This is a genomic window from Actinokineospora globicatena (genome assembly GCF_024171945.1).
Taxonomy (GTDB): Bacteria; Actinomycetota; Actinomycetes; order Mycobacteriales; family Pseudonocardiaceae; genus Actinokineospora; species Actinokineospora globicatena.
Genome location: NZ_JAMTCR010000003.1, coordinates 635,802 through 661,365, shown reverse-complemented (window position 1 = coordinate 661,365; position 25,564 = coordinate 635,802). Strand labels below are relative to the sequence as shown.

Sequence of the window (25,564 nt, the reverse complement as noted above, 5' to 3'; positions counted from 1 at the left end):
CTTGACCACTCGCCGTAGTCCTGCGTTGGCTTAGATTGCCCGGTCGTCACCTGAATGGGCGACTGGCTAGTCTCTGTGCGTGACTGTGCACCCCGAAGTTGACTGGTCCGTGTTGGAGCATGCCTATGGCGCTGCTGAGGACACGCCGGGGTTGATCGGGGCGTTGCGGGGTGAGGGGTGGCAGGCGGCGCTGGACAACCTCTATGCGTCGATCTTGCATCAGGGGACTGTCTACAACGCGACGGTGCCTGCGGTTCCGTTGTTGGTTGATGTCGCGTTGGATGCCTCGGCTCCCGGTCGGCTGGGGGCGATCGGGTTCCTGGAGTCCTATGGCGAATCCATCTGGGAGGGGGCCAGCGAGTCGTCGCACTACCTGCCTGATGACACTGACATGGATGACTTCGACGAGAGCGCCAGGGCGGCGTTGGCGGATGCCGCGCGGCGACTGGTACCGCTGCTTGCCGACGAGGACGGTGATGTGCGCGCGGCGACTTACCGGTTCACCATGTTCCTGGCGGGGGAGCCGGTCGCCGCGGAGGTGGTGCCGGTGTTGCGCGCGCGGTTCGGCGTGGAGGACACGACCGCGGGCTCGGCCGCGTTGGTGGCGTCGCTCATCAGGCATGGCAAGTTCAGGCGGGCGGACTTCAAGGCCGTGATCGCCCGTGGGGATGAGGCCGTCGTCTTCGTGGCGGCGTGGAGTTCGATCGCGGAGGGCCTGGAACTGCCCGGGGCGCTTGATCACGTGGTGCGGCTGTGGTTGACGCAGGCGGGCAAGTACGCGGGGAGCGGGCCGGAGGAGTCGCTCGTCATCCTCGCCAGTCACGCCGGTGCGGGGGCGATCCCGGTGCTGCACGGGTTGGTGGGGTCGGTGGACGTCGAAGCCCTCGCCGAAGCGTGGGTGGAGGTCGCGTTGAGGTCCCGGGGGGCGGGGGACGAGGTCGTCGACGGGCTGCTCCAGCTCACGCCCCGGGACGCCAGTGTGGTGTCTGCGCTGGACCAGGTGTTGCCCGCCGTGCCGCACCGGGCAGCGGAGATCTGCGATGTGGTCGCCGAGTTGGCTGATAGTGGCGACCCGGTGGTGCTGGCGTCCGTCGCCACCACGCTCTTCGGGTGCCGTGACCCGCGCTGGGCCGCACCTGCGAGGGCCGCGACCCTGAGCCCGATCGAACCGACCGTGAACCGCCGGTCCAACCGGACCGCCTTCGCCTATGCATTGGTGGGCTTCCGGGCAGCTCCAGACGACGTGAACTGGGCAGCGGATGACGTGTTCGAGGTGGTCGTCGCGGCGTTGAACACGTGGCGGTCGGCGGCGTGGATCGAGGTCCTGTCCGCGCTGCCCGCCACCCAGGACATGGTGCGCGCGGTAGTGCCGCTCGCACCGGAGTTGCCGCACCAAGTGGGTAAATTGTTGGCTCTGGCCAAGGCGAGCAACCCGGCGTTGGACATCCCGCCGCTGCGGGCCGTCGCCGAGCGCAACGCCTGGGTCGTCACGGTCGACGCGCTGTCCGATCCGGACGCCGACCTGGACGCGGCGTTCCGCGAGGCTTGGGAGGCCGTCGGCGCCGACGAGGACCTGATCGAGGCGTGGGCCACCCGCCCGACGCCCGCCCTGCGCGAGGCTTGTCTCGGACAGCTCACCGGCACCGCTGATACGTCGTTCCCGGGACGCTTCGCCCAGCTCGCGGCGGCGAGGGTGGTCGGGGACCCCGAGATCACCTGGCCGACCGTGCTGGCGGTCCTCAACGAGGGGGAGAATCCGCTCCCGCAGGCCGTCGAGCTCGCTCTGACCGTGCCCGGGCGGCGCGCGGAGGTGGTCGCGGTGCTCCGGGACATCGTCGCCAACGGCCGTCAGACCTGGTCCGGGACCGACCACTTCTCCACCGCGGCAGCCGTCGACGCCCTGATCGACCTGGGCGAGATCGATGCGGCTGACGCCGGGAACCACCTGGTCAGCGCCCTCATGGACGCGATCGCCGACTACAGCGCGGGCCGGGTCGCTCCCGTCGTGGGCCGTGCTCTCGTCAAGCTCACCGCCGACCAGCCGGAGCTCCGGGAACACCTCCGGGCGGAGTTGGCGCCGATCGTGGCCGGTGACCAGCGGATCCCCACCGCGGGCGGCACCATCGCCGACGACGTGGAGATCGTCAACGCCGTGCGTGCGGCCCTCTAGGCGGCGGTTGCGGGACGGGTGCGGATCAAGGGCGAGGTCGGTGCGGGCGGGGACAAGCGGGGGTTCCGGGGTCGACGATTGCTGTGACCGGCAGCACCGACCCGAAGGAGCCCCCGATGACCGAGAACGAGATGTCGACCCTCCGCGACGTGGCCGACCAGTCCATCCTCTTCCACAACGGCCTGTGGGGCGGCCCGATGGGCTTCCGCTGGTCCGACACCGACGGCGGCGCCGCGGGCACCGTCCCCCAGTGGCAGTCCGAGTCCCTCGACATCCTCATCCGCCGCGGCTTCGCCCAGATCGACCCCGCCCCCGGCGGCGGCCGCCTCGCCAAGGTCATCCTCACCCCGACCGGCGCCAACCACATCGACCTCCCCATGGCCGCCTGACCCGCGCCTGGCCCTCTCCGCATACGCCAGTCCTGGATCCCTTCCCGTTGCTCCCGGACTGTGCCGCTTCCCGGTCCTGGCCCTCGCCGTAGCCGCCTAGACCGGACCCGGGGCTCGCGGCGCTACCGCTCCACAGCCCCGTAGGTCGCGCACAGACCTCGCACCGCCGCTCTAGGCACCACTCCGCGCTAAGTCTCGGCCCGATCGCGCAGCGAGCCACACCCGCCGCCGCGCCACCGCCCGAACTCGAGTCGTCGACTCCCGCCCGGGTTCCATCCCGCGCAGACATGACTTACTCAGCGCCTCCGGCCACCCCGCACTCCGCGTCATGCGCCATACCGGACCCGGTTGCGCAAGGGTCCCGCCAGTGCGTGGCGCACTGCCCCTTGGCCAGCACAAGATCGCCATGAACGGCACCCCGCCGCCCCTCGTGCGACCCCGCCGAACCCCCTCAGCCCTACCCCCTGCGGATCGCGCCCGCGCGCGGTCCTCCCCCGCCCAGCCCCCACCCTCTCCGGGGGGCGGCCCTGGTCCAGTCTACAAGGACCCCCCGACAGTCGATCTTGAATCGACCCCCGCGAAGATCCACATGTGGATAACTTCTGTCACCCAGAAGAGGGAAATTAGGCGGCGGGGCCGAACTGGGGCCACTCGATGGCGGGGCAGCGGTCCTGGACGAAGCGGAGGCCTGCGGAGGTTGCGCGTTGGCCTGCGGCTGGGTCGAGGACGTCCAATTGGAACCAGACCGCGCGGGCGCCGATGGTGATGGCCTGGTCGGCGAAGGGGCCCGCGTCGGCGGAGCGGCGGAAGACGTCGACGCAGTCGACGGGGAAGGGGATGTCGGCGAGGGAGGCGTATCCGGGTTCGCCCCAGACGGTCTCGGCGTTGGGGTGGACGGGCACGATGCGCTTGCCGTGGCGCTGGAGGAAGCGGGCGACGCCGTGGGCCGGGCGGGCCGGGTTGTCGGCGAGGCCGATGATCGCCCAGGTGTGGCAGTGGGCGAGGATCCAGCGGATGTCGTCGGGTTCGGCGGCGGTCATGCGCACCAGCCTCTCATGCTGATAGCTTCGCCCCGTGAGTGATCATGTGGTGACCGTGCTGGGGGCGACCGGCAAGACCGGCCGACACGTGGTGGCGCAGGCCGTTGACCAGGGTTGGGCGGTCCGGGCCGCGGGCAGGCGACCGGCCGTCGCGGGGGAGTTCGTCCCGTTCGATTGGGATGACGAGTCCACCTGGCACCCCGCGTTCGCCGGTGCCGACGCCGCGTACGTCGTGATCCCGTTCAACCACGCCGGTGCCCCCGAGAAGGCGCCGGACGTCATCCGCGCCGCCGTCGCCGCAGGGGTCCCCCGGATCGCGTTGCTGTCCACGATCGACGTCGACCACGCCCCCGACGACGACCCCACCAAGGTCGCCGAGCAGACCCTCCTGTCGCTGCCGGTCGAGGCCGCGCTCATCCGCCCGACCTGGTTCCTGGACAACTTCACCGTCGGCTCCTTCCGCGGCATGCTTGAGACCGGCGAACTCCGGCTCCCCGCGGGCGAGGCGCCGTTCCCGTTCGTCGACACCCGTGACATCGCCGCCGTGGCCGTGGCCGCGCTCGCCCCGAACGGTCCCACTGGCCCACTTCCGGTCACTGGTCCTGAATCCGTCACCCACCACGCTGTCGCCGAGGCCTTCGAAGCCGCCCTGGGACGCCCGTTCCGTTACATCCCAGTCGAACCGGCCGAGTTCATCGCCCTCCTCGAATCGCGCGGCTTCACCTACTCCTACGGCGACTTCCTGGCCGACGCCCTCGGCAAGGTCGCTGACGGCAGCTTCGTCATCCCCGTGGCCGACACCGTCGAGGTCCACTGTGGACGCCGCGCGTACACCCCGGCCGAGTTCGCCCAACACCATGCCGAAACCCAGTCCTGACAAGGTGATTCCCAGGCTCCGGTTCGCCACGGCGTACTGGAGCGGGATCACCGTCATGTGGCTGCTCTTGGCCGCGATGTACTATTACTACGGGTGGGGATACCGGTCTGACGGGGCAAGCGTTTGGGCTGCCGCCATGGCCGTCATCTTCCTGGTCTTCGCCATCTGGACCGCCATCCTGATCGTCGACGTCGGACCGGTGTACATCCGCGGCGGCAAACTCGAGTTCCGTGAGAAGCTTCGGCGCCGCTCCCTGCACCGCGACGACATCGAGTCCTGGAAGTGGACCCGCTATCAGCAAGTCCGCTGCAACCCCCGTCGCTACGTGACCCTCACCCTCACCAATGGCCGCACGCTCTCTCTTCGCCACCGGTACTTCGGCTCAACCACCCCCGCTGGCCGTCATGCCAACGCCACGCTGCGAGCCTTCTTCGCGCCGAAGTCTCAGTGAAATCTCGCGCTTGCGAGTCGCCGTGTGCGGAGCCGAGAGTCGGGCGCTATCGGGAGTTCGCCCCGAGGCTTTCCAGGGCCGCGGCCAGTCGGTCGCGGGCAGCGGTCTGGGTGGCGATGCGGTGGTTGAGGATGGCGAGTCTGTCTTGGGCTATTTGGATTCCGGCGGGTGAGGGGTGGGCGGTTACGTCGCCGTCTAGGCAGGGGGTGAAGGCTTGGATGTCGTCCAGGGTTAGGCCTGCTGCTAGGAGGTGGCGGATGTTGTGGACCCGGGTGACGGTCGCGGTGGTGTAGTCGCGGTAGCCGTTGGGTTTTCGGGTTGAGGTGACAGGCCGGCGGCTTCGTAGTGGCGTAGGGCGCGTGGGGTCGCGCCCGTTGCCTCGGCAAGGTCCCCGATGCGCATTGGCCAGTCATATCACAGCGCCGCCGTCCACCGGGAGGATGACGCCGGTGATGAAGGAGGCGGTAGCGCTGGAGAGTTGGACGATGACCCAGGCGACCTCGTCTGGGGTGGCGATCCTTCCCAGTGGCGTGTGGGCGATCTGCCACGCGCGCACCTCACGCAACTGGGTGGGCGAAAGTCCCTGGTGTTCCCCGATCGGAGTCTCGACTGCGCCCGGGACGACCGCCATCACGCGGATGCCGCGCGGCGCTAGTTCCGCCGCCCAGCTCCGGGTCAACGAGTCCAACGCGGCTTTGGTTGCGGCGTAGACGGAGTTGTTCGGCCACGCCCGTTGACCGATGGCAGTGCTCACGTTCACGATCACCCCGCCGTCGACCATGACCGGCGCGGCGGCCTGGGTCAGCAAGATCGGCGCGGTGACGTTGGTGGCGAACTGGGCATCAACCGACCCGGGCTGGATGTCGCCCAGCGCGCCCCCCTGGACGATTCCGGCGTTGTTGACCAACACATCCAGCCGTCCGTGCATCTCGACAACGGCGTCCACGATCCGTTGCGGTTCACCATCGGCGGTGATGTCGGCGGGCAACGCGTGCGCGCCGGTCACCGAATCGAGCACGTGTGCGCGCCTGCCGACGATCACCACCTGGGCACCCAACGCCAGGAACATCTGTGCGGTGGACTTGCCGATGCCGGTGCCAGCGCCCGTGATCAGGACAACCTTGTTCCTCATGCGGCCATCGTCGAAGCCTGCCGCCAGTGGCAAGGTCAAGCGAGGAGGGGCTGGGGTCCACAAAGGTCCCCAGCCCCCACCTGATGGCCTGTTAGGTCACCGCACCTCGTTTCCAGTCCCAGCCGCCTGCGCCGCTGAGCCAGACGCGTTGCGGGACGCTGGCCGAGTTGCCCGAAGCCGCCGTGCCGGGGAACGTCCAGAGCCCGGTCGTGGCGTTCCCGTAGTCGTACAGGGCCAGGACGTCCGCCTTCCGGTCGCCGGTGAAGTCGCCCGCCGTGATCTTGGAGTTGGCCCAGGTGAAGCCGCCCGTGCCGCTGAGCCAGGTCATGCGCGGCACGCTCGCTGAGTCACCCGCGGCACCTGTGCCCGGGAAGATCCACAAGCCCGAGGTCGACGCGCCGTAGTCGTAGAACGCCGCGACGTCCGACCTGCCGTCGCCGGTGAAGTCACCGGCCGCGATCTTCGTGTTCGACCAGGTGAACCCGCCCGCGCCGCTGAGCCACACGCGGTAAGGGGCGGACGCCGAGTCGCCGGACCCGGGCGTTCCGGGGAAGATCCAGATCCCCGACGTCGAGGCACCGTAGTCGTACAGCGCGGCCACGTCCGCCTTGCCGTCGCCGGTGAAGTCGCCGGTCGCGATCTTGGTGTTCGCCCAGGTGAAGCCGCCTGCGCCGCTGAGCCAGGTGCGGCGCGGCACGCTCGCCGAGTCGCCCGTGGCGCTGGTCCCGGGGAAGATCCACAAGCCGGTCGTCGACGCGCCGTAGTCGTAGAACGCCGTCACGTCGGCCTTGCCGTCACCCGTGAAGTCGCCCGCCGAGATCTTGCTGTTCGCCCAGGTGAAGCCGCCCGCGCCGCTGAGCCACGCCCGGTAGGGGACCGATGCCGAGTCGCCCCGTGCGGTCGTGCCGGGGAGGACCCAGAGGCCCGTCGTCGAGTTGCCGTAGTCGTACAGCACGAGCACGTCGGTCTTGCCGTCGCCGTTGAAGTCACCCGCGGTGATCTTGGAGTTGGCTGCCGTGAAGGCGCCGGCCCCGCTGAGCCACACGCGGTAAGGCTGCGAGGCCGAGTCGCCACCTGCCGCGGTGCCGGGGAACACCCACAGGCCCGCAGTCGAGTTGCCGTAGTCGTACAGGGACAGCACATCCGCCTTGCCGTCACCGTTGAAGTCGCCCGTCACGCTGCCGCTGTCCGGCGTGGTGGGCGGCTGGGGCGGGGCCTCGACGGTGAGGGTCAGGCCATAGCGCTGGAGGATCTCGTTGACCGGCTGGAAGTACGTGACCCCGCCGGACGAGCAGTTGCCCGACCCGCCGGAGGTGACGCCCTGGGCCTGGTCGCCCGTCAGCCACGAGCCGCCCGAGTCACCCGGCTCGGCGCAGGCGTTGGTCCTGGTGAGGCCCTGGACGGAACCGTTGGGGTAGTTGACGGTCTCGTTCTTGGCCAGGATGGTGCCGCACCGCCAACCGGTGGTGGAACCGGAGCGGCACACCGACGCGCCGATCGCGGCCTCGGCGGACCCGCGGACGGTGACCGAACCGCCCGAGTAGTTGTTCACCAGCGGCTGGGGCGTCCAGTTCGCGTTCGTGCGCACCCAGGCCATGTCGTCGCCGGGGAACGCCGACTGCTGCACGGTGCCCTGCGCGACCTGGTTGAACCCGTTGGTCGCGGTCCCGGCCACGCCGCAGTGCCCGGCCGTGACGTACCCGCCCTGCACCGAGAACCCGATGGAGCAGCGCGACCCGCCGTTGAAGTAGTAGGCGTCCCCGCCGCGCACGTCGTGCAGGAGCTGGGGGACCGCCGCCGCCCGCACGATCCGGACCTGCGGCGCTGCCCCGGCGAAGGCCCGCACGTCGGCGGCACCGGGTTCGGTCGCGGTCACGACGACGCTGTTGCCCGGCTCGTCCACGTACCACCCGGTGACGGTCTTGGGCGCGGTCCGCTTGGCGTCGAGGGCGCGTTTGACCTCCGCCAGCCGTTCACCGCTCCACCGCACGACCGACGCCTTCGCTCCGGCTGCTCGCGCGGCCCTCGCGGCGGCCTCGTCGGTCACGGCGACCACCAGCTCCGCGTCGGTGTCGAGCCAGGCACCGGCGAAGGCCGCGCCCGTCTCCACCCGCACGCGCTGTTCCAGCCTGCTCCCAGCGGCCTCCTTGGCCAGACGTGGCGACACCTGTTCGGGCGTGAGGCCCAGGTCCCGCCCCATGGCCGCGACCACGGGGTCGGACACCACCGGCCGTTGCGCGGCGGCCACGGCGGGCGCACCCGTGCCGACCGTGATCGCGACAACCAGCACCGGCATGATTCTTCGCAGTCTCACAGAGGATTCCTCTCCCAGAATTCTCCAAGCGACAAGAAGGGATCGCCGCCCACCGCCCCGCAGGTGAACAACCACCCAAGTATCGACACCCGGGCCCTCCCGGCGACAGCGCTACTCAGCCGCCAACGACCGGGGTGGTCCACCCAGCCCAAACGGCCTGCGCCCAACCGCCGAGCGCGGAACACCGGTAGATGTTCGGTGGTAGACGACATGCCGGAGCCGCTACCGCCGAACGTGCATTGGCGCGGCACAAGGGGGATGTTCGATCGTCTGGCCGACCTTGTCGAGCGTATTTGGACTGTCTGGAGAGGACCGTATTCGTCGTGGAGAGCGTGTGACTGTCGTTGCGAACCGGTCTCACAAACATCCATAATGGACTGTGGGGCGATGTCGTCGACATCGCCCCACAGTCACCTCACGCGTCTGGCTCAGGTGTACCAGTCGACGCAGCGCTGGGCGACGTAGCCGCCACCTCGAGCGCTGACGTGGATCCACCAGGTGCTCGAACCGCCGCACGCGGTGTAGGAGCCGCCGCTGGTGGCCGAGCAGGACGCGGACGAGCTGTCGCCGGTGTTGAGCTGGCCCTTGGCCGTGCTGCCCGTGTTCGCTGACGCGCGGACGATCACCGTCTGCTTGGCGACCACCGTGCACGCGTAGGCGTGCGCCGGGGTGGCCGTCGCGGTGGCCGGGGCCAGGGCGCCCAGTGCCAGCGCGGCACCGGCGATCACTGTCAACCTTTTGCCCATGTGACCATTTCCTTCCTCGTCGAGCCGGGAACTCCCTGCGGCACAACGGTCTCAGCCCAGTCGCACAGGCGGCGCACAGATGTCGCACGGACGTGGCACACGGTGACCCGTCCGGCGGATATGCCCGTCGCGGCCGGATGCGCCACGATTGTGCCGTCCCGGTTCGCCGACACCAGGCGTGGGACAGCGTGCGGCCCCAGGGGAACGCGGTACGGGCCGCCATCCTCACCCAGGGGGCTGGAGTGGAGTTCCTGTTCTTGGGTCCGCTGGAGGTACGGCACGCGGACACCAGCATCGACCTCGGCGGGCAACGCAGGCGCGCGGTGCTCGCCGCGTTGCTGCTGCGGGCGAACTCGTTGGCGAGTATCGGATATCTGGCCAGCGCGGCCTGGGATCGGCCACTGGCCGCCCCGGAGTCCAACATCCGAACCCACGTGGCGGGCTTGCGCCGCACCCTGCGGGAGTCCGGTGACGGTGACGCCCGGCTGGTCACCGCTCAGGGTGCGTATCGACTGGAAGTCGAGCCCTCGGAGCTGGACCTGTTGCGGTTCCACGAGTTCGCCGCCAGGGGAGACGCGTCGTTACGCGCGGGTGAACTCGGTGCGGCCATGACGGATCTGGGCCGGGCGCTGGAGCTGTGGCGCGGGGAACCGCTCGACGGACTCGCCTGCCCGGGCGAGGTCTTGGTGGCTGAGGCGACCAGGTTGGTCGACCTGCGGCTCACCGTCGTCGAACAGCACGCCGCGGCGGCGATCGGGCTCGGCCGGGCGGACTTGGTCGTCGACGGCCTCGGCCCCGTGCTCGCCGAGCACCCGCTGCGCGAATCGCTGTGGGCACGCTTTGTGGAAGCGCTGCACCAGTGCGGGCGGACGGCCGAGGCGCTGGCCGCTTTCTCACGGGCACGCGAGACACTGACCGGTGAACTCGGCATCGAGCCCGGCCCGCTGCTGCGCCAAGCCCACCAGCGCGTGCTGACCGAGTCGCCGGACCTGGAACCCGCTGTGCGCAGGCACTTGCCGGTAGACCTCGTCGGTGTAGTCGGGTTGAGAGATCGGCTGCGTGTCTTGCGCGGCATCGCGGAGGATGGGAAGTCCGACGCCGTGGTCTGCTCGATCGAGGGTATGGCAGGTATCGGCAAGACGCGGCTCGCGTTGCATGCCGCTCACCAGTTGGCCGACGTGTATCCCGATGTCGCGTTGTGGGTGGACCTCCGGGGTTTCGACCCTGAACATGACCCGGTCGACCCGTCCGCCGCGCTGGAGTCACTGCTGCGGGGGCTGGGTGTCGCTCAGGTCCCACCTGATCTCCCGGCCCGCGCCGCGCTCTTCCGGCATCGCTTGGTGGGTGAGCGCGCGCTGATCGTGCTGGACAACGCGGGTAGCGCCGAGCAGGTGCGGCCGCTGTTGCCCGGTACTCCTGGGTCGCTGGTGCTGGTTACCACCAGGCGCAACTTGGCCGCGCTCGACGGCGCGCGGGTGCTGGCGCTGGACGTCTTACCCCGGGCGGCCGCGGTGGAACTCCTGGTCTCGGTGGCGGGCCGTGAGCGGATCATGGCTGACCCGCGCGGCGCGGCCCGGATTGCCGAGCTGTGCGGTCACCTGCCCGTTGCCCTCACGCTGGCCGCCCGCCGCCTCCTGGTGCGACCACAGTGGACAGTGCGTGACCTGGCCGACCACCTGGAGGACTCCGATCGCCTGCTGGCCAGGCTATCGACCGGCACCCGTGACCTGCACGCGCTCTTCGACCTGTCTTACCGTGCCCTGCGACCTGACCAACAGCAGTTGTTCCGCCGCCTGGGCCTACACCCGTACCCGGACTTCGGACCGGATTCCGTCGCCATGTTGTGCGAGCTGACCCCGGCCGCTGTCGAGCCCCTGTTGGATTCCTTGGTCGACGAGAACCTGCTCCACCACACCATCCCCGGGCACTACCACTTCAACCACGTGGTCCGCGCGTATGCCCGCAACCGTGCTCGGATCGACGAGGCCCTACGACCTGGTTCGCGTGGTCCCGAGTGGACGAAATTATGGCCTGCGGAAGAACTCGACCTCGCCCAGGGCTATGTGGGTATTGGGGGCCTGGGCGGTGGTGGAGCGGATGTGTAGGCGCACCTCGACCACGTCGGAGATGCCCAGGTCGGTGCGTTGGGGGCCGGGTTCGTCGGACAGGGCGATGGGGGTGGTGCGGGTCGTGCCGTCGGAACTGGTGGTGATGAGGTCGACGGCGGTGGGGCGGGCTTGGTCGGTGAAGTGGTCGCGCTCGGCTGTGGGACCGGTGTGGATGACGATCGACAGGAGGCGGAAGGGGTCGGCGAAGGTGAAGGTGGCGGTGGCGCCGGGGGAGGGGGTGCCCCAGTAGCGGTTGGAGAGACCGTCGGCGGCGGCTTGGGCGGGGTGGTCGGGGAGTGCCGCGGTGGCGGTGACGGTTCGCGGGGCGATGGCGGCCGGGGTGGCCAGGCGGTCGCGGATGTCCTGGACGGCATTGTCGAGCTGGGGGTACAGGACGACGCCGAGCACCACGATGGCGATGACGACCAGGAGGGCCACCAAGGCGCGCAGCCAGCGGGAGCGATCCCCGTGCCAGGACCACCGGCGCCGGGTTTTGCCTGCTTGGGCCGCCGAGCCGGGTGAGAGGGGGGTGGCACAACGACGGCAGAAGCGGCGGTCCGGTGGATTCGGCGTCCCGCACGCGGGGCAAGGCGGACCCTCCACGGTGTCGGTCCGGACGGCACTCGCTTTCGGGCGGACCGCGACCGGCCGCGCCGGTAGCACCGGTGCGGTGTCGGTCGACCGTGCGGGACCGCCTGCATTCGACGAATCGACAGGCCCGGTGCCTGCGCGCGCGGATTCGGAGTGCTCTGGTTCGGGAGGCTCAAGGACAGCAGGCTCGGTGGCAGCGGGCACCGGTGCGGCGTGGCCGGGCATCCCATCACCGGAAGCCACGTCGTCAGTGGGTGCCGAGGACACGGTCGGCGGGTCGACCGGTGCCGGGCCTGGGGTGTCGCTTGGTGCTGTGGTGGGTGGTGCGGTGGACCAGCCGAGGTAGGTGCCGCAGGTGCCGCAGAAGTCGTCGGTGTTGGTGACTGGGCTGCCGCAGACGGGGCAGGTGTGGATGGTCATGGGGTGTCCGGGGCGGTGGGGAGGATCTCGACCTGGGGGGCCAGGTGGACGGGGCAGTGGGCGGCGACTACGGCGATGACCTGGTCGTGGTCCGCGGCGGCGCGGTCCGGCCAGACCTGCACCACCAGGTCCGGCACCGACCCTGGCAGATCTGCGTCCGCAGAGTCGGACCACGCCACACCGGGGCCGTCCGTGATCCGTACCCCGACCCCCAGCGCTAGGCGCAGGCGTGCGGCGAGGCCTGCGGCGGTGCCACGGTCGCGGTGGAGGTCGACGGCGCGGCGGACGAGTTCTCGGCGGACTGGTTCCGGCCAGCGGGGGTCGGTCCGTTCCGCGACCCAGGACGACAGCCACACCAGGAAGTCCTCCGGGGTCAGCGCCGGGTCGAAGTACGCCGTCAGGTTGTCCAGTGTGGACAGGACCACCGACAGCACGTCGTCAAGGCCCGAGGTGAACCGGAGCGCGAAGTCATCCGTGGCGTAAAGCGCGGGCAGTAGTGCGCCGATGGGATGGGTACTCGGCAACCCCGGGAGCGCAGCCCGGCTCACGACGCACCCACCACAGTCACCTGGTGCTGATGGGAGAACACCAGCGCGTCCGGGGTGAGGTCGACCCGGTCCACCCGCCCGCCGCGCACGCCGGTCAACGGGTTGGCCGGGAACAACAGGATCTCCTCCACCACACCGACGCCCGCGACCTGTTGGAGCACCGCGAAAATCTCGCCGTACTGCACCGCGCGGCCGAACTCCCACCCTGTGCCGCCCGCACCGCCTGTCAGCGGGTTGAGGTAGCCGTGCAGCGCGTCCTGCGCCGAGGTCCGCACGTGATCAACATCGGCATCGGCGGCACGCAGCCGGGCGACGACGGTGATCCCCTGGTACCGCGGCGGAGTGACGATCGCACGGGTGCCCAGCAGCCGCCGAGCGTCCAGCCGCTCCGCCACCGCCGCCAGCACCTCGTCCGACGGGATGAGCTGCTCGATCCGCAGGTACTCGCCAACCCCGGTGGTGGCCGACGGGACGACCAAGATCCGGGCCGCGCCAGGCTCATCGGACGACGGCAGGCACCGCACCCGGGCCAGGGAAGGCGCGGCCTCGTGCGCGATCCGCTCGTGGTCCGACGCCGTCACCGCCCGGTCCTGGACACGCAGTTGCTGTGGCGCACGTTCCCTGGCCTCGGCAACGGTCTCGCCGTCGACCCCACCCCGAGCCGCCTCCCGGTTGACCACCGCCGAGACGTAAGGCACGGAACTCCGCAGCACCGAGATCGAGCCGCGGGCCACATTCCCCACGCGCCCCCCGCCGGTGCGGTAGCGCTCCACCAGGATCGTGGCCCCCTTAGGCGGAACAGCGCCGTAGTGGCGTGGTTCCCCGTTCGGCTCGCGCACTGCGGGCGGGAAACGCACCTCACCGAGCGTGGCGTCCAAGACGATGTGCCGGTCGTGCGGGCCCGACTCGCCGAAGTGCTCCACGGCGATCCACTGCTGCCAGCCCTCGCCATCGGAGACCAGCACGGTGACGGGCTCGCCATCGGTCAGCACAGGCGTCCTGGGCAACGTGAACTTCTGGCCTGGCACACCCTGCGACTGCCCGAGCGGCACGTCCGGCACCGTCTCGGCATGCTCGACGGTCGTGGTACCACCCAGGGTGAACGCCTCCGCGACGCGGATTGTCGGAGACTCGGCGTAGAACGGTTGGCCTGCCTCAGGTTCGGTGACCCGGCAGCGCACCCACCCGGCCCGCGTACCGGAGATCGCCGACTCCGTGTGCGACGCAGGCAGGTGTACCACGACCTCGCCAGGTCGGTTGAGCCCGCCGGTACTGTCCTCATCGGTCTCACAGTCGGTCCATCCATGACCGTCCCACGCCTCCCACACCAGCGGCGGTTGGCGCGGGTCGACGCCGATGCCCTCCACCTGGCTGTCCAGCCGCAGCACCACGACGCACCGCGGCGCCGCTACCGAGAGGCCGAAAAGCGTCGCGTCACCCGGCGCCGGGGTGGTCTGGAAGCATCGGACGTCCTGACCCGCGACGAGATCCTTGGTGCGGTCGGTGTGCTCGCCCGCCGCCGACTTCGTCACCAGCGCGGTGAGTTCGGTCGGCACGATCGGCAGTGGTTCGATCGTCGCGAACACCACGGCCTCCGCGGTCTCCGCACGTGCCGTCGCCACCTCGGTCCCCGCGGGCAGCAACACCACTTCAGCTTGCGGTGCCGACAGCCAGAAGGTCACGTCCGCCCTGGCCGCCGTCGGTGGGAACAGCCGGACGCCGAGCAGGTCCAGGAACGCCAAATAGTTGCGCTCGGGAACCCGGTTGAGCCGGTAGACGAGCTGGTCGACCATCTGCGCGAAGGTTTCGATCAACGTGACCCCGGGGTCGGAGACGTTGTGGTCGGTCCACTCCGGACACCTGTTGCGCACGTACCGCTTGGCCTCGTCGACCAGCTGCTGGAACCGGCGGTCGTCGAGGTTGGGCGCTGGCAGGGCCATCAGTCCGCCCCGCCTTCGGACGGGATGGTGTAGAAGGGGAACACCAGGTTGCGCTGGTCGTTGGTCGCGCGGATGGTGTACTCGATGGAGATGTGCAGGGTGCCCGCCTCGATCGGGTCGAAGTCCACCCCCACCGCGACGACGTCCACCCTGGGTTCCCACCGGTCGAGCGCCACCCGCACCTCGCGCGCGATGTGGCCCGCCGTCGCCCCGTCGGTCGAGGCGAACACGTGGTCGTGGATGCCGCAGCCGAACTCCGGCCGCATCGGCCGTTCCCCCGGCGCGGTGCCCAGGATCAGCCAGATGGCCTCCTCGATCTCCTGGTCCCGCTCGACCATGCCGATGCCGCCGGTCGGGCCGACCCGCATCGGGAAACCCCAACCCCTGCCGATGAAGTCCGCGCGCACCCTCATCCTCCGATTCGGACGGTCAGCGCGCCGGTCACGACGTTGGCCCCGCACCCGGTCTTGTCGCCGACCCTGGCCGCGACCAAGCCGCCGATCAGCACGCGGCCGATGCGCGGCTGGATCACGTTCGCCGGGCCGAGCGCGATGTGCGGTGGGATGACGCACACGTGTGTGCTGCCGATGACCGCGGCTGGCTTGCCCTCGATGAGCACGGTGGCGATCCTGGCCGCCGCCATCGGCGGCGGGGGACCGATCGTGCCTCCGTGGCTGGTCTTGTCCCCGAGACGTGCGGCGAACAGCATCCCGCGCGCTCCTTTCAGTTGATCCGGACCGTGAGGCCCTTGAGCACGGCCTCAGTGCCGCCGGTGACCGATGCCGAGGTGCCGCCCTTGACCGAGGCGGTGGTGGCGGCCTCTACCGAGACTGTCTGTCCTTTGAGGACCAGCGCGCCGCGCTTGGCGTCGACGGTGATGCCGCGGTCGTCCAGGCGCAGCGAGCTCAGGATCCGGCCGCCGCCCCGGCCGCGCACCCGCACGTCGATCCGGCCGTTCTTCTCGTCGAGCACGACCTCCAGGCGCTTGTCCCCGCTGAGCACGCGCACCCCGGACTTGGCGGTGCCGTCGAGCAGTTCCAGCCGGTTCCCGGTGCGCGAGACCAACGAGCGCCGGTTCAGCTTGCCGGTCTTGCGGTCGACGAGCGGCACGTCGTGCGGGGACGGCTTGTCCACGCCGTTGTAGAGCCCGCCCAACACGTACGGCCGGTCAAGGCTGCCCTGCTCGAACCCGACGAGCACCTCGTCGTTGACCTCCGGGCTGAACACCCCGCCGCCCCGCACGCCGCCCCATTGCACGGTGCGCACCCAGTCGGTGACGTAGTTGTCGTCCAGCCAAGGGAACCGCAGCCGCACACCACCACGTTCGGTCGGGTCCTTGATGTCGGTGACCACGCCGATCGCCAGCCCCGGCAGCCGCGGTGAGCGCGCGGGTGCGTTGGCCCCGGCCACCAGACCCGACAGAGACCGGTCAGCGGAGGAGCTGACGGTGACCGTGGTGCGGTAGCCCGAGCCCGGTTCGAGCACGTGGCGCACCGCAGTCGCCGTGTAGCGGCCGGTGAACGCGGCACCCACGCGAGCCAACGCCACTGGCACCCCAGCTCGCAGCTTGGGGTTGCCCTCGGCAACCGCCTCGATCTCGCCGAACCCTGCTGCCGCCGAAGCGGCTACACCACGCGCCACCGCCGCTGCCTCCGCTTGCGTGCCGTACGGGGTGTCGGTGACCAACAGGCGAGCCCTGGGTCCAAAGGTCGGTGACGGCGTCAGCCCGGGGGTCACAGTCCGGCTCTTCAGCGCGGGTTCGATTGCCACCAAAGCCTTCTTCGTCTTCACGTCCCACGCGCGGACCTCCACAGCGCTCACCTGCTGCGCACTGGTCAACGTCGCGTGCAGCGCCATCACGTTCTCGCCGTGCTCCAACACCAGCGGATCGCGCGACGCGGACGTGCTCGGTGACGGGGCCTTGCTCGCGGGCTCCGGCTTCGTCAGCTGCAGCACACCCTTGTCGTCGACCTGCAGCACCACGCCGTGGTCGTAGGCCAGCTGCGACAGGAAGTCCCAATCGGACACCCCCGCCTGGCTCAGTTGCGTGTAGGTCACCGGGGACAGCTCGACCTTGCCGACGGTCAGCCCCGCGCCCTTGGCCACCTTGCGCACGATGTCGGCGGCGGTCATGTTGCGGAACGCCTCGACCTTGCGGCCCCGGAACAGCCGGTGCGCCTTGCTCATCGCGTGCACCACGGTGAACGAGCCGGTCGAGTCCGCGTCCAGCTCCAGCGCCGTCACCTCGCCGATGAACAGCAACTCCTGCGCCGTCCCGCGCGCGGTGGACACCGACACGCGCAGCGGCGTGCCGATGGTGATGCCGGTCGCAGCGAGGAACTCGTGGTCGCCGTCGCGGTAGGTCAGGACCGCCGCGTCGGGCAGGCCGACGCTCTCGTCGACCACGCAGCTCACCAGCTGCCGGTCCCACACCGGCGGCAACGGCCCCGGCGCGGCCACGATCGGGTCGGCGGCGAAGGATCGACTGCTCACGCTGCTCCCTCCAAGGTCCCGGTCACCTCGGCCGCGCCGGGCAGCAGCAGCTCCCGGCCGGCCGGCAGCACCATCGGGTCATCGATGTCGTTGGCCTCGGCGATCGGCCGCCACAGCGTCGCGTTCCCGTACTCCTGCCACGCCAACTGCGGCAGGCTGTCCCCGGCGACCACCCGGTGCGTGCGGCGCGCGCCCGGCGACCCCGAGGTCGGGTTCTGGCCGGGCGTGTCGACCCCGGCCTCCTCGATCGAGAGCGCGCACGTCGCCCGAAGCGGCTTGCCGTCGACGTCGAACAGGGCGTAGTCGACCGACAGGTTCACCAGCACCCCGTCGAACGACGTGGTCTTCGCCGTGCCCCACTCGAACCGCACCCACGGGCTGGCGGGCTTCTTGCGCGCCAGGCTCTGCCGGGTCGGCACGCAGGCCACCATCAGCTTCTCGACCCGGTCCTCCACGGAGTTGTCGTGGGTGGCGGTGGCGTCGAGGAAGATCTCCACCGACAACGTCCTTGGCCCGCTGCCCACGAACTCCGGCAGCGCCGACTGACCCGCCATCCGCGACGGCTTGCGCCGCCACTCGATGCTCTTGGCCAGCGCCAAGGTGTTCGGGTTGAACTGGAACGGCACGGTCGCCAGCCGCGCCCCCGGCTTCGCGCCGACCTTGGCGGGCGGTTCCATGATCACCAGCCGCGCGCGGGCCAGACCCTGTGCCGCCATCTCGACCCCTCCTCGTCCCGGCCCGCCTCAGGAGGCGAGCAGCCCCTCGTGCGCGAACTCCAACGTCTCCACCGCGGCCCGCGAGTCGGCCGGGTCGAACGACGGCCCCTCCCAGCGCACCGGCACGATGCCCTGCACCTGCCACCGGGTGATCGGCGTCAGGTCCGGCGCCAGCGCCACGATCTCGCCGCTCTTGCGCTCCACCCGGCGCACCACCTCGTTGAGCCACCGCACGACCTTCGCCGAGTCCGCGGTGACCGGGCGGGTCATGGTGATGTTCGACCAGGTGATCCGCGACGGCAGCTGCCAGGTGAACCCGTTGTTGCCGCCCTCGGTGAACTGCTCGACCTCCATCTGCGCGCCGAGGCCCTGGCAGGTGTGGAACGCGCCGAGGTCGTTGCCGCCGATGGTCAACTGGAAGAACACGGTGGTGGCGAAGACGGTGCTGGTCATGGGGTCCTCTCAGCGGCGGTGGTCGTTGCGGTGCCCGGCCCGCTCCCTGCCGTGGCGCAACTCGGCGCGCAGCAGGCGCAGGAGGGGGTCGAGGAGCCCGCGGGCCAGCTCCTCCAGGTCGTTGCCCGGAGGCTTCTCCGGTGGTTTGGCCTGGGTCGCGCGGCGCTGGACCGGTGTGGCCTTGGCGCGTGGCGGGTTCCTCGCGGGTGGGGGCGGTGGTGGTTTCGCCGGGGCGACCGGATTGCGCCGCACGGCGGGCGGCCCGGCCTTGGTCGGCTGGGACCTGGCCTGCTGGATCGCGGACGGCTGGGCGCCGGGGGCCGGTACCTGGGTCGGCCGGACAACAGGGCGGTCAACAGGCCCCTCGGTGGCCTGCGGCGTGGAGATGACTGGTCGGACAACGGCGGTGTCGCGGCCCAGGGTGGGTTTGCCTGCCCGTTGGACGGGGGGTTGTACCCGGATCAGGGGGACTGCCGCGCTGGTGAGCGTGGGGCTGTGGTGGGCCGTGGGGGTGACCCGTGCTGGGGATGGCCTGGCGAGCAGCGTGCGGCGGGCCGTGGTGCCGGGGGGCGCTGAGGTGTGCGGGGTGGTGGGCGCATGGGCAGTTGCTGGCTCGGCCGCGCGCTGGATCGTGGCGTGGGGGAGCACCGGCGCGACTTCGGCTTGCGGGGAGACGGTGGAGCCTCCGCGGACTGCCTGTGGCGCCGGGCCGTTGGGAGTGCGCTGGATCGTGGGCCCGGGAAGCACCGGTGTACGGGACGGGCGCGCGACGGTTGTGGCGTGAGGCAGCGCGGCTCCGGGAAGGACCGGTGTCTGGCGCGCGCTCGGGGAGGAGTGCGGAGGGGGCACGGCGCTGGGAGCGCTGCGGACTGGCTGTGGTGTCGGGCCGGTGGGGCTGCGTTGGATCGCGGCTCCGGGGAGGCCTGGTGCCTCGTTGGCGCGGGGGGTGACGTGTGCGACGGCCTGTGCCTGCGGGGTCACGGTGGTGGAGCCGCCGTGGGCTGTCTGTGGTGTCGGGCCGTTGGGGTTGCGCTGGATCGTGGCCCCGGGAAGAACCGGTGCCTCGTTCGTGCGGGGCGCGCCTGCCTGGGGCCGCCGGATCGCTGCGCTGGGGGCGGACGAGCCTCCGTGGACCGACTGCGGTGTTGGGCCGTTGGGCGTGCGCTGGACCGTGGTGTGGGGCACCACCGGTGTACGGGGCTCGACGGGGGAGACGTGCGCGACGGCTCTGGTCTGAGGCGGCGCGGTGCCGGGGAAGGTGGAGCCGCTGTGGATCGTGGCGCCGGGAAGAACCGGTGTCGCGCGAGGCGCGATTGCTGGTGCCTGCGGGATCGCTGCGGCGGATGAGCCATCGTGGACCGACTGTGGTGCCGGGGCGTTGGACGTGCGCTGGATCGCGGCTCCGGGCAGCACGGATGTCTGGTTCGTGCTGGGGGAGGCCTGCGGGGCGACGGTGGGTGAGCCGCCGTGGACCGTCGATGTCGGGGTGCTGGGCGTGCGCTGTGTCGTGGGCTCCTGCGGCGCGCTGGGGGATGCGTGCGCGACTACGTGGGCCTGCGGGGTCGCTGGGCTGGAGGCGGTGAGCGGGGTGTCGCGGACCGGTTCTTTAGTCGTCCGTTGGACCGTGGCCCCCGGAAGCACCGGCCTGCTGGATTCGGCGACGGCTTGGGGCCGCGAGTTCGCGGTGGTGGGTGAGTCATCGTGGACTGTCGGTGTCGGGTCGCTTGGCGTGCGCTGGATAGCGGCCGCAGGAAGCACCGGTGTCCGGGGTGTGCGGAGGGCGGCGTGCGCGACAGCTTGCGGGGTCGCGGCGCTGGGGGCGGGTGAGCCACCGTGGACTGTCGGTGCTGGGCCGCCGGGCTTGCGCTGGATTGTGGCCGCAGGAAGCACTGGTGTCCGAGGGGACGCGGCGCTGGGTGAGCTGCTGCGGGCTGTTGGTGCCTGGCCTTGGGGTGTGCGCTGGATTATGGGTCCGGGGAGCGCAGATGACTGGTTAGCGCTGGGACCGGCGTGCGCGACTGTCTGGGCTTGCGGGGGTGTTGCGCTAGGGATGGCGGGTGCGGTGCTGCGGGATGTCTGAGGTGCTGGGCCTTTGCGCACGCGTTGGATGCCCGTGGTGGCGAGCGTGGGTGCCTGCGTGCCGTGGGTACTGGGCGGAGTGTGCAGAGCGGGAGTGTGCCGCTGGGTTGCCGCGTTGGGCGGCGCGGGCGAGTCGCTGTTGTCCTGCGCTGGGTTGGCGGAGGGGCGTTGGATCACTGCGCTGGCCTTGATGGCGGGAGCAACCGGAGAGGAGGTTGCCGCGTCAGCGAGTGGGGCAGGCTGGGTTAGCGCACGGTGAGTCCGGGGTGTGTTGTGGCCGCTCGCTGGAGCTTGTGCTGGGGAATGGGCAAGCGTGTGGCGGGCGGGAGCCGCTTGGGGTGGGGAGTGGGGGTCCGTTCCTGCCGCCGGTGTCTTCCTGGGTGACGGAGCCAGTGCCCGCTGCACCGCCGGACCAGGTATCTCGACCGGGCTGCTGCGGGTGGCCGGTGAAACAATCGCCTCCGGTGCGGCCCCTCCAGTCGCCACCAGCAGCGGACCGCGCGGCGCCGACTCCGTTCCCGGCGCCCGCACGACCCCGTGTGCCACCCCCGACGGTGCCGAGTGGGACACCGAGTGCGCCATCTCGCCAACCACAGACGGATCGCCCCACGATGACAAGGTCGAGCGGAACGCGAGTCCGTCCGAAACGGACACTCCGTCGCGCACCGAGACGGGGGTGAGGGGCGGCACGGACCGCCAGCCGCCGTCCCAGGGCGGCTGGGTGGTGGTGCGCTTCGGTGTGCGGAAGCGGTCCCAGATGGACACCGCGCTCACCCCCCTTCGTTGATCCTCGTGTTGATGCGGCTGATCTCGCGGACCCACCGGCCCCGTTCGTCGTGGGTGAGGCCGAGGACCTCCTCGCGCGGCCAGTGGAAGTGGTAGGCCACGTACGCGACCTCTTCGAGCAGTCGGTCAGGCGCGTACGTCGCTATTCCCCCAGGCGCCCACCCGCGAGGTCGACGTCGAACGTGCTGCCGCAGGACGGGCAGGCGACCCCGGCGCGGGTGTGGCCCTCACTGTTGATCCGCCGGTAGAAGTCCTGCAGGAACGCGATGTCGGTGGCGTACATCTGCTCCACCACACCCGCGTGCACGTCGGAGATGCCGCCGAGCTCGGTGATCACCTGGCTGAGCAGCACGACGCTGAGGTACGCCGGGTTCTCCTTGACCCGCAGGTCGATCAGCGGCCGCAGCTCGTCGCGCGCGGTGGCCAGCCGCATCCGGCCCGCGCGGTGCCTGGCGCCGTTCTGGTCGACGTAGCCGCGCGGCAGTTCGAAGGCGAACTCCGTGTGCGAGTCCGACGAGTTCGATGACGCCGAGGACTCCGTGCCCCGACCCGTGCTCTTGCGGCCGACCTCGACCAGCTCGTCGAGATCGCCGATGCTGACCGTCCGGCGCCTCATTCGACCTCGATGTCCTCGAAGGTGATGGTGACCTTCTCCACCGCCGCGGTGGACTCGCCCGCCTTGAGCGAGGGGCCCTCCCACTTGCTGGCCCACCCGTTCATCAGCTGCATCCGGCGCACGGTGGTGCCCTCGCTGTCCTTGATCTCGATGGTGATGTTCTGCCGCGCCGAGGCCACCGCGCCCTTGTTCAGGGTCTCCTTGAGCCACTTGGTGAACTCGCTGCTCTGGTCGAGCCCGCGGGTCAGGGTGATCTCCCCGCCCTTGCGCGCACCGGGCTGCTTGCGCAGCAGCGGCTTGCCCTGCGGGGTCACCTGGGACACCTCGACGACGTCCTCCTCCACGACCAGGCCGCTCACCTCCTGCAGCGACTCGACCTCGTACCCGCCGAGCTGCACCCCGAAGACGTGGGTGGACAGCGCGTCGCCCTCTGCCATGGTCTACCTCCGTTGATCCCTAGCGGCTCTTACTCGCTGACGAGGCTGGTGCTGTCCGAGAACTGCGCCAGCCGGAACACCACGAACTCCGCGGGCTTCACCGGCGCGACACCGATCTCGCACACGACCTGCCCGAGGTCGATCGACTCGCGCGGGTTGTTGTCCCGGTCGCACTTGACGTAGAACGCCTCTTCCGCGTTGCGCCCGAACAGCGCGCCCCGGCGCCACTGCTCGGTGAGGAACGCGGTGATGTTGCGCCGGATGCTCGACCAGAGCCGGTCGTCGTTGGGCTCGAACACCACCCACTGGGTGCCGAGCAGGATCGACTCCTCCAGGTAGTTGAACAGCCTGCGCACGTTGAGGTAGCGCCACGCCGGGTCCGACGAGAGCGTGCGGGCGCCCCAGATCCGGATGCCCCGGCCGGGGAAGGCGCGCACGCAGTTGACGCCGATGGGGTTGAGCAGGTCCTGCTCGCCCTTGCTCAGCGTCAGCTCCAGGTCGACCGCGCCGCGGATGACCTCGTTGGCCGGTGCTTTGTGGACACCGCGCTCGACGTCGTTGCGCGCCCACACACCCGAGACGTGGCCGGACGGCGGGACGATGACGTTGCGCCCGGCGGCCGGGTCGAACACCTTGATCCACGGGTAGTACAGCGACGCGTGCTTGGAGTCGTAACCCGCCGTGTCCTGCCGCCAAGTGCGGACCTGCTGCGCGGAGAGCCCGGGCGGGGTGTCGAGCACGGCGACCCGGTCGCCCATCTGCTCGCAATGCGAGATCACCGCCAACTGGACCGTCTTGACGCCCTCGAGGTCGATGCTGCCGCGCTGGTACGCACCCATCAGATCGGGCACGGCGACCATGGTCACCTCGTCGATCGACTCCAGGCCGCCGAACCCGGTGCGCGCCTCGGCGTCGCCGATGTACTCGGAGGCGTCGGCGGTCCCGGTCGACTCCGCGGGCTTGTCCGGCGCGGCGAGGGTGATCGACTGCCGGTCCGGTCGCGACAGCGAGGTGCCGGGCCGCTCGGTGACGGTGATCAGCTTGGACCGCTCGCCGACCTGGGTCACCACGTAGTTCTTGACGTTCTTGCGGGTCGAGACGTCGAAGGTCTCCACGACCTTGGTGCCCTGCCGCACCAGCAGCTTGAACCGGTCCTCCGGCGGGGTCTCCCCGTCGGCGTCGGCGATCTCGACCGAGATGTCCGGTCCGGCCTCGGGGCGGGGCGCGACGAGCAGCCCGCCGAGGGTCACCGGCACCGGCGCGGGCGGTTCGGCGTCGGGTGCGTCGCCGCCGACGCGGACCACGTAGGCCGAGCCGCCGCCGTTGGTGAAGTAGCCGTACACCGCGTGCGGCAGGTAGGTGCCGTCGACGAACCCGCCGAACAGCTGCGCGTACTGGTTCCAGCTGGTCACCAGGGTGGGTCGGTGGAACGGGCCGCGCTCGGCGAACCCGACGAAGGCGGCGACCGCCGTGCCGACCCCCTCGATCGGTCGCGCCCCGGTCTGGACCTCCTCCACGTACACACCTGGGGAGAGGTACTGCGGCATGGTCGCTCCTCGTCTCGAATCCGGTGCCTGGTAACAGGGTGTCGCGGGTGGGCGGTGCGGTGGCAGGTCCGCTCGACTCTCGGCGGGGGCACCCCCGTTGCCCTACCGGTCAGCCGCGCGAGAGGTCGCCCGCGGCGCGGATGCCGAACGTGCGCCACAGGGCGGCCAGGACCCGCTCCATCGCCTCCGCCTCGGTCAGCTGGTGTTGCCCGGCGGGCAGGTGGCCGTTGACGAAGTCCCGCAGTCCCTGCCGGGTTCGCGGCGTCGCGGGCAGGGTGAACGAGAACGGCCCGTCGCCCGGCTGGTTGCTGTTGTCGCGCACCGGTGGGACGCCGCCGTGGTGCATGTAGGAGCCGCCCGAGTAGTTGGTGTCGGGTCCGAAGTCGACATTCGAGCTGACCACGCCGACCGTGCGGCCACCGGCCTCCTGCGACACGAACCGCGCGGCGGGCGGGGAACCGGAGAGCAGGTAGGTGTAGCTGGTGTCGGGTTCCCGGTCGGTGTCGGGCAGGCCGATGCCGCGCGACGCCCCGGGCATCAGACCTTGGTCGTGGATGGCGGGGATGTTGCGGCCCCTGGTCAGGTGCGCGTGGATGTCGATGCCCGGAGGTAGGTTCGCGGTGGAGGCGAACCGGTCCCGCAGTCCGGCCATGTCGATGCGGCCCTCGGGGCTGCTGTCGTCGGACTCCTCGCGTGCCCGGCCGCGTGACGGGCCGCCCATCGCCATCGGCCGCGCCGCGCTGGCGCCCGGCATGGCCATCGGGGTCGACGCTGATGCTTGTGGCGGCGCGGTCGCGGTGCGGATCTCGCGGCGTTCGGTGGCGATCAGCTGGACTAGCGCGGCGACGGTGGCACGTTTGGCGCGGGCTTGGACGATGTTGAGGGTGACGGTGCCGCGCTGGTTCTCCTCCCAGGCCTGGATCGCCTCCTCCAGGGTGTTGAGGGTGTCGCGGCGCTGGTCGAGCTGGTCGTTGTCCTGGATGGAGATGTAGGCCCGGACGGCCTCGCCGATCGCGGGCCAGAACGAGCGCCGCAGGCCCATGCTGCCGGGTTCGGCGGCGAGCGCGGCGCGGACGTCGTCGGAGTTGCGCCAGTCGCGCGGACTTCGCTGCACGGCGGGCTGTCCGCTTGCGGGCGTGGTGTGCTCGTGACTGTGTCCACTGTGGTCGGTTTCGGGCGCGGGGCCGCTCATCGCGCGGGTGGCGACGTCCTCGGCTGCCCGTTCGAACCGGTCGCCGGGGTCGCTGAGGGCAACGCCGTTGCCGTGGTCGGTCGCCGAGACCGGACCTTCGCGCTGCTGCACCACGTGCCAGAGTTCGTGCGCGAGGGTGTGGTCGTCCGAGCCACCTCGCCCCAGGACGACGTGTTCGCCGGAGGTGTAGGCGCGGGCCCCGATCTCGTCAGCCGAACGAGCTGCCGCGGTGTCGTTGTGCACGCGTACGGTGGAGAAGTCCGCGCCCAGCCGCGATTCCATGTCCGCGCGCTTCCCGGCGTCGAGAGGGCGGCCCGCGCCGGTCAACACGTCGTGCACCCCGGACGGTTCGGTCGTCTCATCCTGCTCCTCGCCGGAGAGCAGTCGCGCCACGGCCGCGTTGCCCAGGGACCGCTGCAGGTCGTGCACGGTCCTCGTCGCGGGTCCCTGATCTTCGGGTTGAGCCGCGCGGTGCGGTGCCGTCCGCCGCTCGGGCCGGTCCTGCTCGTGTTCGTGCAT

24 protein-coding genes and 1 pseudogene are annotated in these 25,564 nt (G+C 70.7%); 5 read left to right on the top strand and 20 right to left on the bottom strand.

Annotated features, from left to right (window positions below; translation table 11 throughout):
- Positions 1–79: 79 nt before the first annotated feature.
- Positions 80–2,170, top strand: coding sequence for a hypothetical protein (locus tag LV79_RS16360; RefSeq protein ID WP_253837517.1), 2,091 nt, complete (start codon positions 80–82; stop codon positions 2,168–2,170).
- Positions 2,171–2,286: 116 nt separating this feature from the next.
- Entirely contained in the window at positions 2,287–2,559 is a 273-nt protein-coding gene (locus tag LV79_RS16355) for a hypothetical protein (protein ID WP_253837515.1), read from the top strand.
- Positions 2,560–3,182: 623 nt separating this feature from the next.
- On the opposite strand, the gene LV79_RS16350 is transcribed toward LV79_RS16355, so the two are convergent.
- Positions 3,183–3,599 carry a CoA-binding protein gene (locus LV79_RS16350; protein WP_253837507.1) on the bottom strand — a complete coding sequence of 139 codons (417 nt, stop codon included), beginning with the start codon at positions 3,597–3,599 and terminating at the stop codon, positions 3,183–3,185.
- A gap of 34 nt (positions 3,600–3,633) precedes the next feature.
- On the opposite strand from LV79_RS16350, the gene LV79_RS16345 reads away from it, so the two are divergent.
- Together LV79_RS16345 and LV79_RS16340 are read left to right on the top strand one after the other, a co-directional pair.
- Positions 3,634–4,476 (top strand): SDR family oxidoreductase, encoded by an 843-nt coding sequence (locus LV79_RS16345; protein ID WP_253837505.1) that lies wholly within the window; start codon positions 3,634–3,636, stop codon positions 4,474–4,476.
- Between the two features lie 136 nt (positions 4,477–4,612).
- Entirely contained in the window at positions 4,613–4,927 is a 315-nt protein-coding gene (locus tag LV79_RS16340; protein WP_253837503.1) for a hypothetical protein, read from the top strand.
- A gap of 46 nt (positions 4,928–4,973) precedes the next feature.
- On the opposite strand, the pseudogene LV79_RS33950 reads toward LV79_RS16340, so the two are convergent.
- From LV79_RS33950 to LV79_RS16320, 5 genes and pseudogenes are all read right to left on the bottom strand, one after another.
- Positions 4,974–5,192 (bottom strand): annotated as a pseudogene (locus LV79_RS33950) (MerR family DNA-binding protein); the annotation flags it as partial.
- Positions 5,171–5,329, bottom strand: a complete 159-nt coding sequence (locus LV79_RS33945) for a MerR family DNA-binding transcriptional regulator (protein WP_372495346.1) — start codon at positions 5,327–5,329, stop codon at positions 5,171–5,173. The pseudogene LV79_RS33950 and the gene LV79_RS33945, both read right to left, overlap by 22 nt.
- Positions 5,330–5,336: 7 nt before the next feature.
- On the bottom strand, positions 5,337–6,059 hold the full coding sequence (locus LV79_RS16330; RefSeq protein WP_253837501.1) for an SDR family NAD(P)-dependent oxidoreductase: 723 nt from the start codon (positions 6,057–6,059) through the stop codon (positions 5,337–5,339).
- Positions 6,060–6,150: 91 nt separating this feature from the next.
- Entirely contained in the window at positions 6,151–8,373 is a 2,223-nt protein-coding gene (locus LV79_RS16325; protein ID WP_253837499.1) for an FG-GAP-like repeat-containing protein, read from the bottom strand.
- Positions 8,374–8,801: 428 nt separating this feature from the next.
- Positions 8,802–9,119 (bottom strand): hypothetical protein, encoded by a 318-nt coding sequence (locus tag LV79_RS16320; RefSeq protein WP_253837497.1) that lies wholly within the window; start codon positions 9,117–9,119, stop codon positions 8,802–8,804.
- 188 nt (positions 9,120–9,307) lie between these two features.
- Between LV79_RS16320 and LV79_RS16315 the strand changes: the two genes are divergently transcribed.
- Complete coding sequence (locus LV79_RS16315) at positions 9,308–11,224, top strand: AfsR/SARP family transcriptional regulator (protein ID WP_253837495.1); 1,917 nt, start codon at positions 9,308–9,310, stop codon at positions 11,222–11,224.
- On the opposite strand, the gene LV79_RS16310 is transcribed toward LV79_RS16315, so the two are convergent.
- The 14 genes from LV79_RS16310 to LV79_RS16250 all read right to left on the bottom strand — a co-directional run bounded on the left by LV79_RS16310 (position 11,144) and on the right by LV79_RS16250 (position 25,564).
- On the bottom strand, positions 11,144–11,665 hold the full coding sequence (locus LV79_RS16310; protein WP_425547599.1) for an NADase-type glycan-binding domain-containing protein: 522 nt from the start codon (positions 11,663–11,665) through the stop codon (positions 11,144–11,146). The genes LV79_RS16315 and LV79_RS16310 overlap by 81 nt on opposite strands.
- 569 nt (positions 11,666–12,234) lie before the next feature.
- Positions 12,235–12,786, bottom strand: coding sequence for a phage tail protein (locus tag LV79_RS16305; RefSeq protein WP_253837492.1), 552 nt, complete (start codon positions 12,784–12,786; stop codon positions 12,235–12,237).
- Complete coding sequence (locus LV79_RS16300) at positions 12,783–14,726, bottom strand: putative baseplate assembly protein (protein WP_253837491.1); 1,944 nt, start codon at positions 14,724–14,726, stop codon at positions 12,783–12,785. Before LV79_RS16300 ends, LV79_RS16305 begins: the two co-directional genes overlap by 4 nt.
- On the bottom strand, positions 14,726–15,133 hold the full coding sequence (locus LV79_RS16295) for a GPW/gp25 family protein (protein WP_253837490.1): 408 nt from the start codon (positions 15,131–15,133) through the stop codon (positions 14,726–14,728). The genes LV79_RS16300 and LV79_RS16295 overlap by 1 nt, the downstream gene beginning before the upstream one ends.
- Before the next feature lie 2 nt (positions 15,134–15,135).
- The gene (locus LV79_RS16290; protein WP_253837488.1) at positions 15,136–15,435 is read right to left on the bottom strand and encodes a PAAR domain-containing protein; all 300 of its coding nucleotides are present in this window, start codon (positions 15,433–15,435) and stop codon (positions 15,136–15,138) included.
- Between the two features lie 14 nt (positions 15,436–15,449).
- Complete coding sequence (locus LV79_RS16285) at positions 15,450–17,219, bottom strand: VgrG-related protein (RefSeq protein WP_253837486.1); 1,770 nt, start codon at positions 17,217–17,219, stop codon at positions 15,450–15,452.
- Positions 17,216–17,935 carry a CIS tube protein gene (locus tag LV79_RS16280; RefSeq protein ID WP_253837485.1) on the bottom strand — a complete coding sequence of 240 codons (720 nt, stop codon included), beginning with the start codon at positions 17,933–17,935 and terminating at the stop codon, positions 17,216–17,218. Before LV79_RS16280 ends, LV79_RS16285 begins: the two co-directional genes overlap by 4 nt.
- Positions 17,936–17,962: 27 nt before the next feature.
- The gene (locus LV79_RS16275) at positions 17,963–18,388 is read right to left on the bottom strand and encodes a phage tail protein (RefSeq protein ID WP_253837476.1); all 426 of its coding nucleotides are present in this window, start codon (positions 18,386–18,388) and stop codon (positions 17,963–17,965) included.
- 9 nt (positions 18,389–18,397) lie between these two features.
- A complete protein-coding gene (locus tag LV79_RS16270) occupies positions 18,398–19,036 on the bottom strand; it encodes a hypothetical protein (protein ID WP_253837474.1) in 639 nt (212 codons plus the stop codon).
- A gap of 2,201 nt (positions 19,037–21,237) precedes the next feature.
- Positions 21,238–21,399 (bottom strand): DUF6760 family protein, encoded by a 162-nt coding sequence (locus tag LV79_RS34505; protein ID WP_308208948.1) that lies wholly within the window; start codon positions 21,397–21,399, stop codon positions 21,238–21,240.
- On the bottom strand, positions 21,396–21,869 hold the full coding sequence (locus tag LV79_RS16265) for a hypothetical protein (protein WP_253837472.1): 474 nt from the start codon (positions 21,867–21,869) through the stop codon (positions 21,396–21,398). The genes LV79_RS34505 and LV79_RS16265 overlap by 4 nt, the downstream gene beginning before the upstream one ends.
- Positions 21,866–22,306, bottom strand: a complete 441-nt coding sequence (locus LV79_RS16260; protein ID WP_253837470.1) for a phage tail protein — start codon at positions 22,304–22,306, stop codon at positions 21,866–21,868. Before LV79_RS16260 ends, LV79_RS16265 begins: the two co-directional genes overlap by 4 nt.
- Positions 22,307–22,335: 29 nt before the next feature.
- The gene (locus LV79_RS16255) at positions 22,336–23,853 is read right to left on the bottom strand and encodes a phage tail sheath family protein (protein WP_253837468.1); all 1,518 of its coding nucleotides are present in this window, start codon (positions 23,851–23,853) and stop codon (positions 22,336–22,338) included.
- A 109-nt stretch (positions 23,854–23,962) separates the two neighbouring features.
- Complete coding sequence (locus LV79_RS16250) at positions 23,963–25,564, bottom strand: eCIS core domain-containing protein (protein WP_253837466.1); 1,602 nt, start codon at positions 25,562–25,564, stop codon at positions 23,963–23,965.

Bases quoted from the DNA above. Each gene is read 5' to 3' on its own strand.
- LV79_RS16280 (WP_253837485.1), bottom strand. From the start codon at position 17,935: ATGGCGGCACAGGGTCTGGCCCGCGCGCGGCTGGTGATCATGGAACCG.
- LV79_RS16255 (WP_253837468.1), bottom strand. From the start codon at position 23,853: ATGCCGCAGTACCTCTCCCCAGGTGTGTACGTGGAGGAGGTCCAGACC.
- LV79_RS16350 (WP_253837507.1), bottom strand. From the start codon at position 3,599: ATGACCGCCGCCGAACCCGACGACATCCGCTGGATCCTCGCCCACTGC.
- LV79_RS16290 (WP_253837488.1), bottom strand. From the start codon at position 15,435: ATGCTGTTCGCCGCACGTCTCGGGGACAAGACCAGCCACGGAGGCACG.
- LV79_RS16355 (WP_253837515.1), top strand. From the start codon at position 2,287: ATGACCGAGAACGAGATGTCGACCCTCCGCGACGTGGCCGACCAGTCC.
- LV79_RS16260 (WP_253837470.1), bottom strand. From the start codon at position 22,306: ATGGCAGAGGGCGACGCGCTGTCCACCCACGTCTTCGGGGTGCAGCTC.
- LV79_RS16330 (WP_253837501.1), bottom strand. From the start codon at position 6,059: ATGAGGAACAAGGTTGTCCTGATCACGGGCGCTGGCACCGGCATCGGC.
- LV79_RS16265 (WP_253837472.1), bottom strand. From the start codon at position 21,869: ATGAGGCGCCGGACGGTCAGCATCGGCGATCTCGACGAGCTGGTCGAG.
- LV79_RS16300 (WP_253837491.1), bottom strand. From the start codon at position 14,726: ATGGCCCTGCCAGCGCCCAACCTCGACGACCGCCGGTTCCAGCAGCTG.
- LV79_RS16250 (WP_253837466.1), bottom strand. From the start codon at position 25,564: ATGCACGAACACGAGCAGGACCGGCCCGAGCGGCGGACGGCACCGCAC.
- LV79_RS33945 (WP_372495346.1), bottom strand. From the start codon at position 5,329: ATGCGCATCGGGGACCTTGCCGAGGCAACGGGCGCGACCCCACGCGCC.
- LV79_RS16275 (WP_253837476.1), bottom strand. From the start codon at position 18,388: ATGACCAGCACCGTCTTCGCCACCACCGTGTTCTTCCAGTTGACCATC.
- LV79_RS16340 (WP_253837503.1), top strand. From the start codon at position 4,613: ATGGCCGTCATCTTCCTGGTCTTCGCCATCTGGACCGCCATCCTGATC.
- LV79_RS16320 (WP_253837497.1), bottom strand. From the start codon at position 9,119: ATGGGCAAAAGGTTGACAGTGATCGCCGGTGCCGCGCTGGCACTGGGC.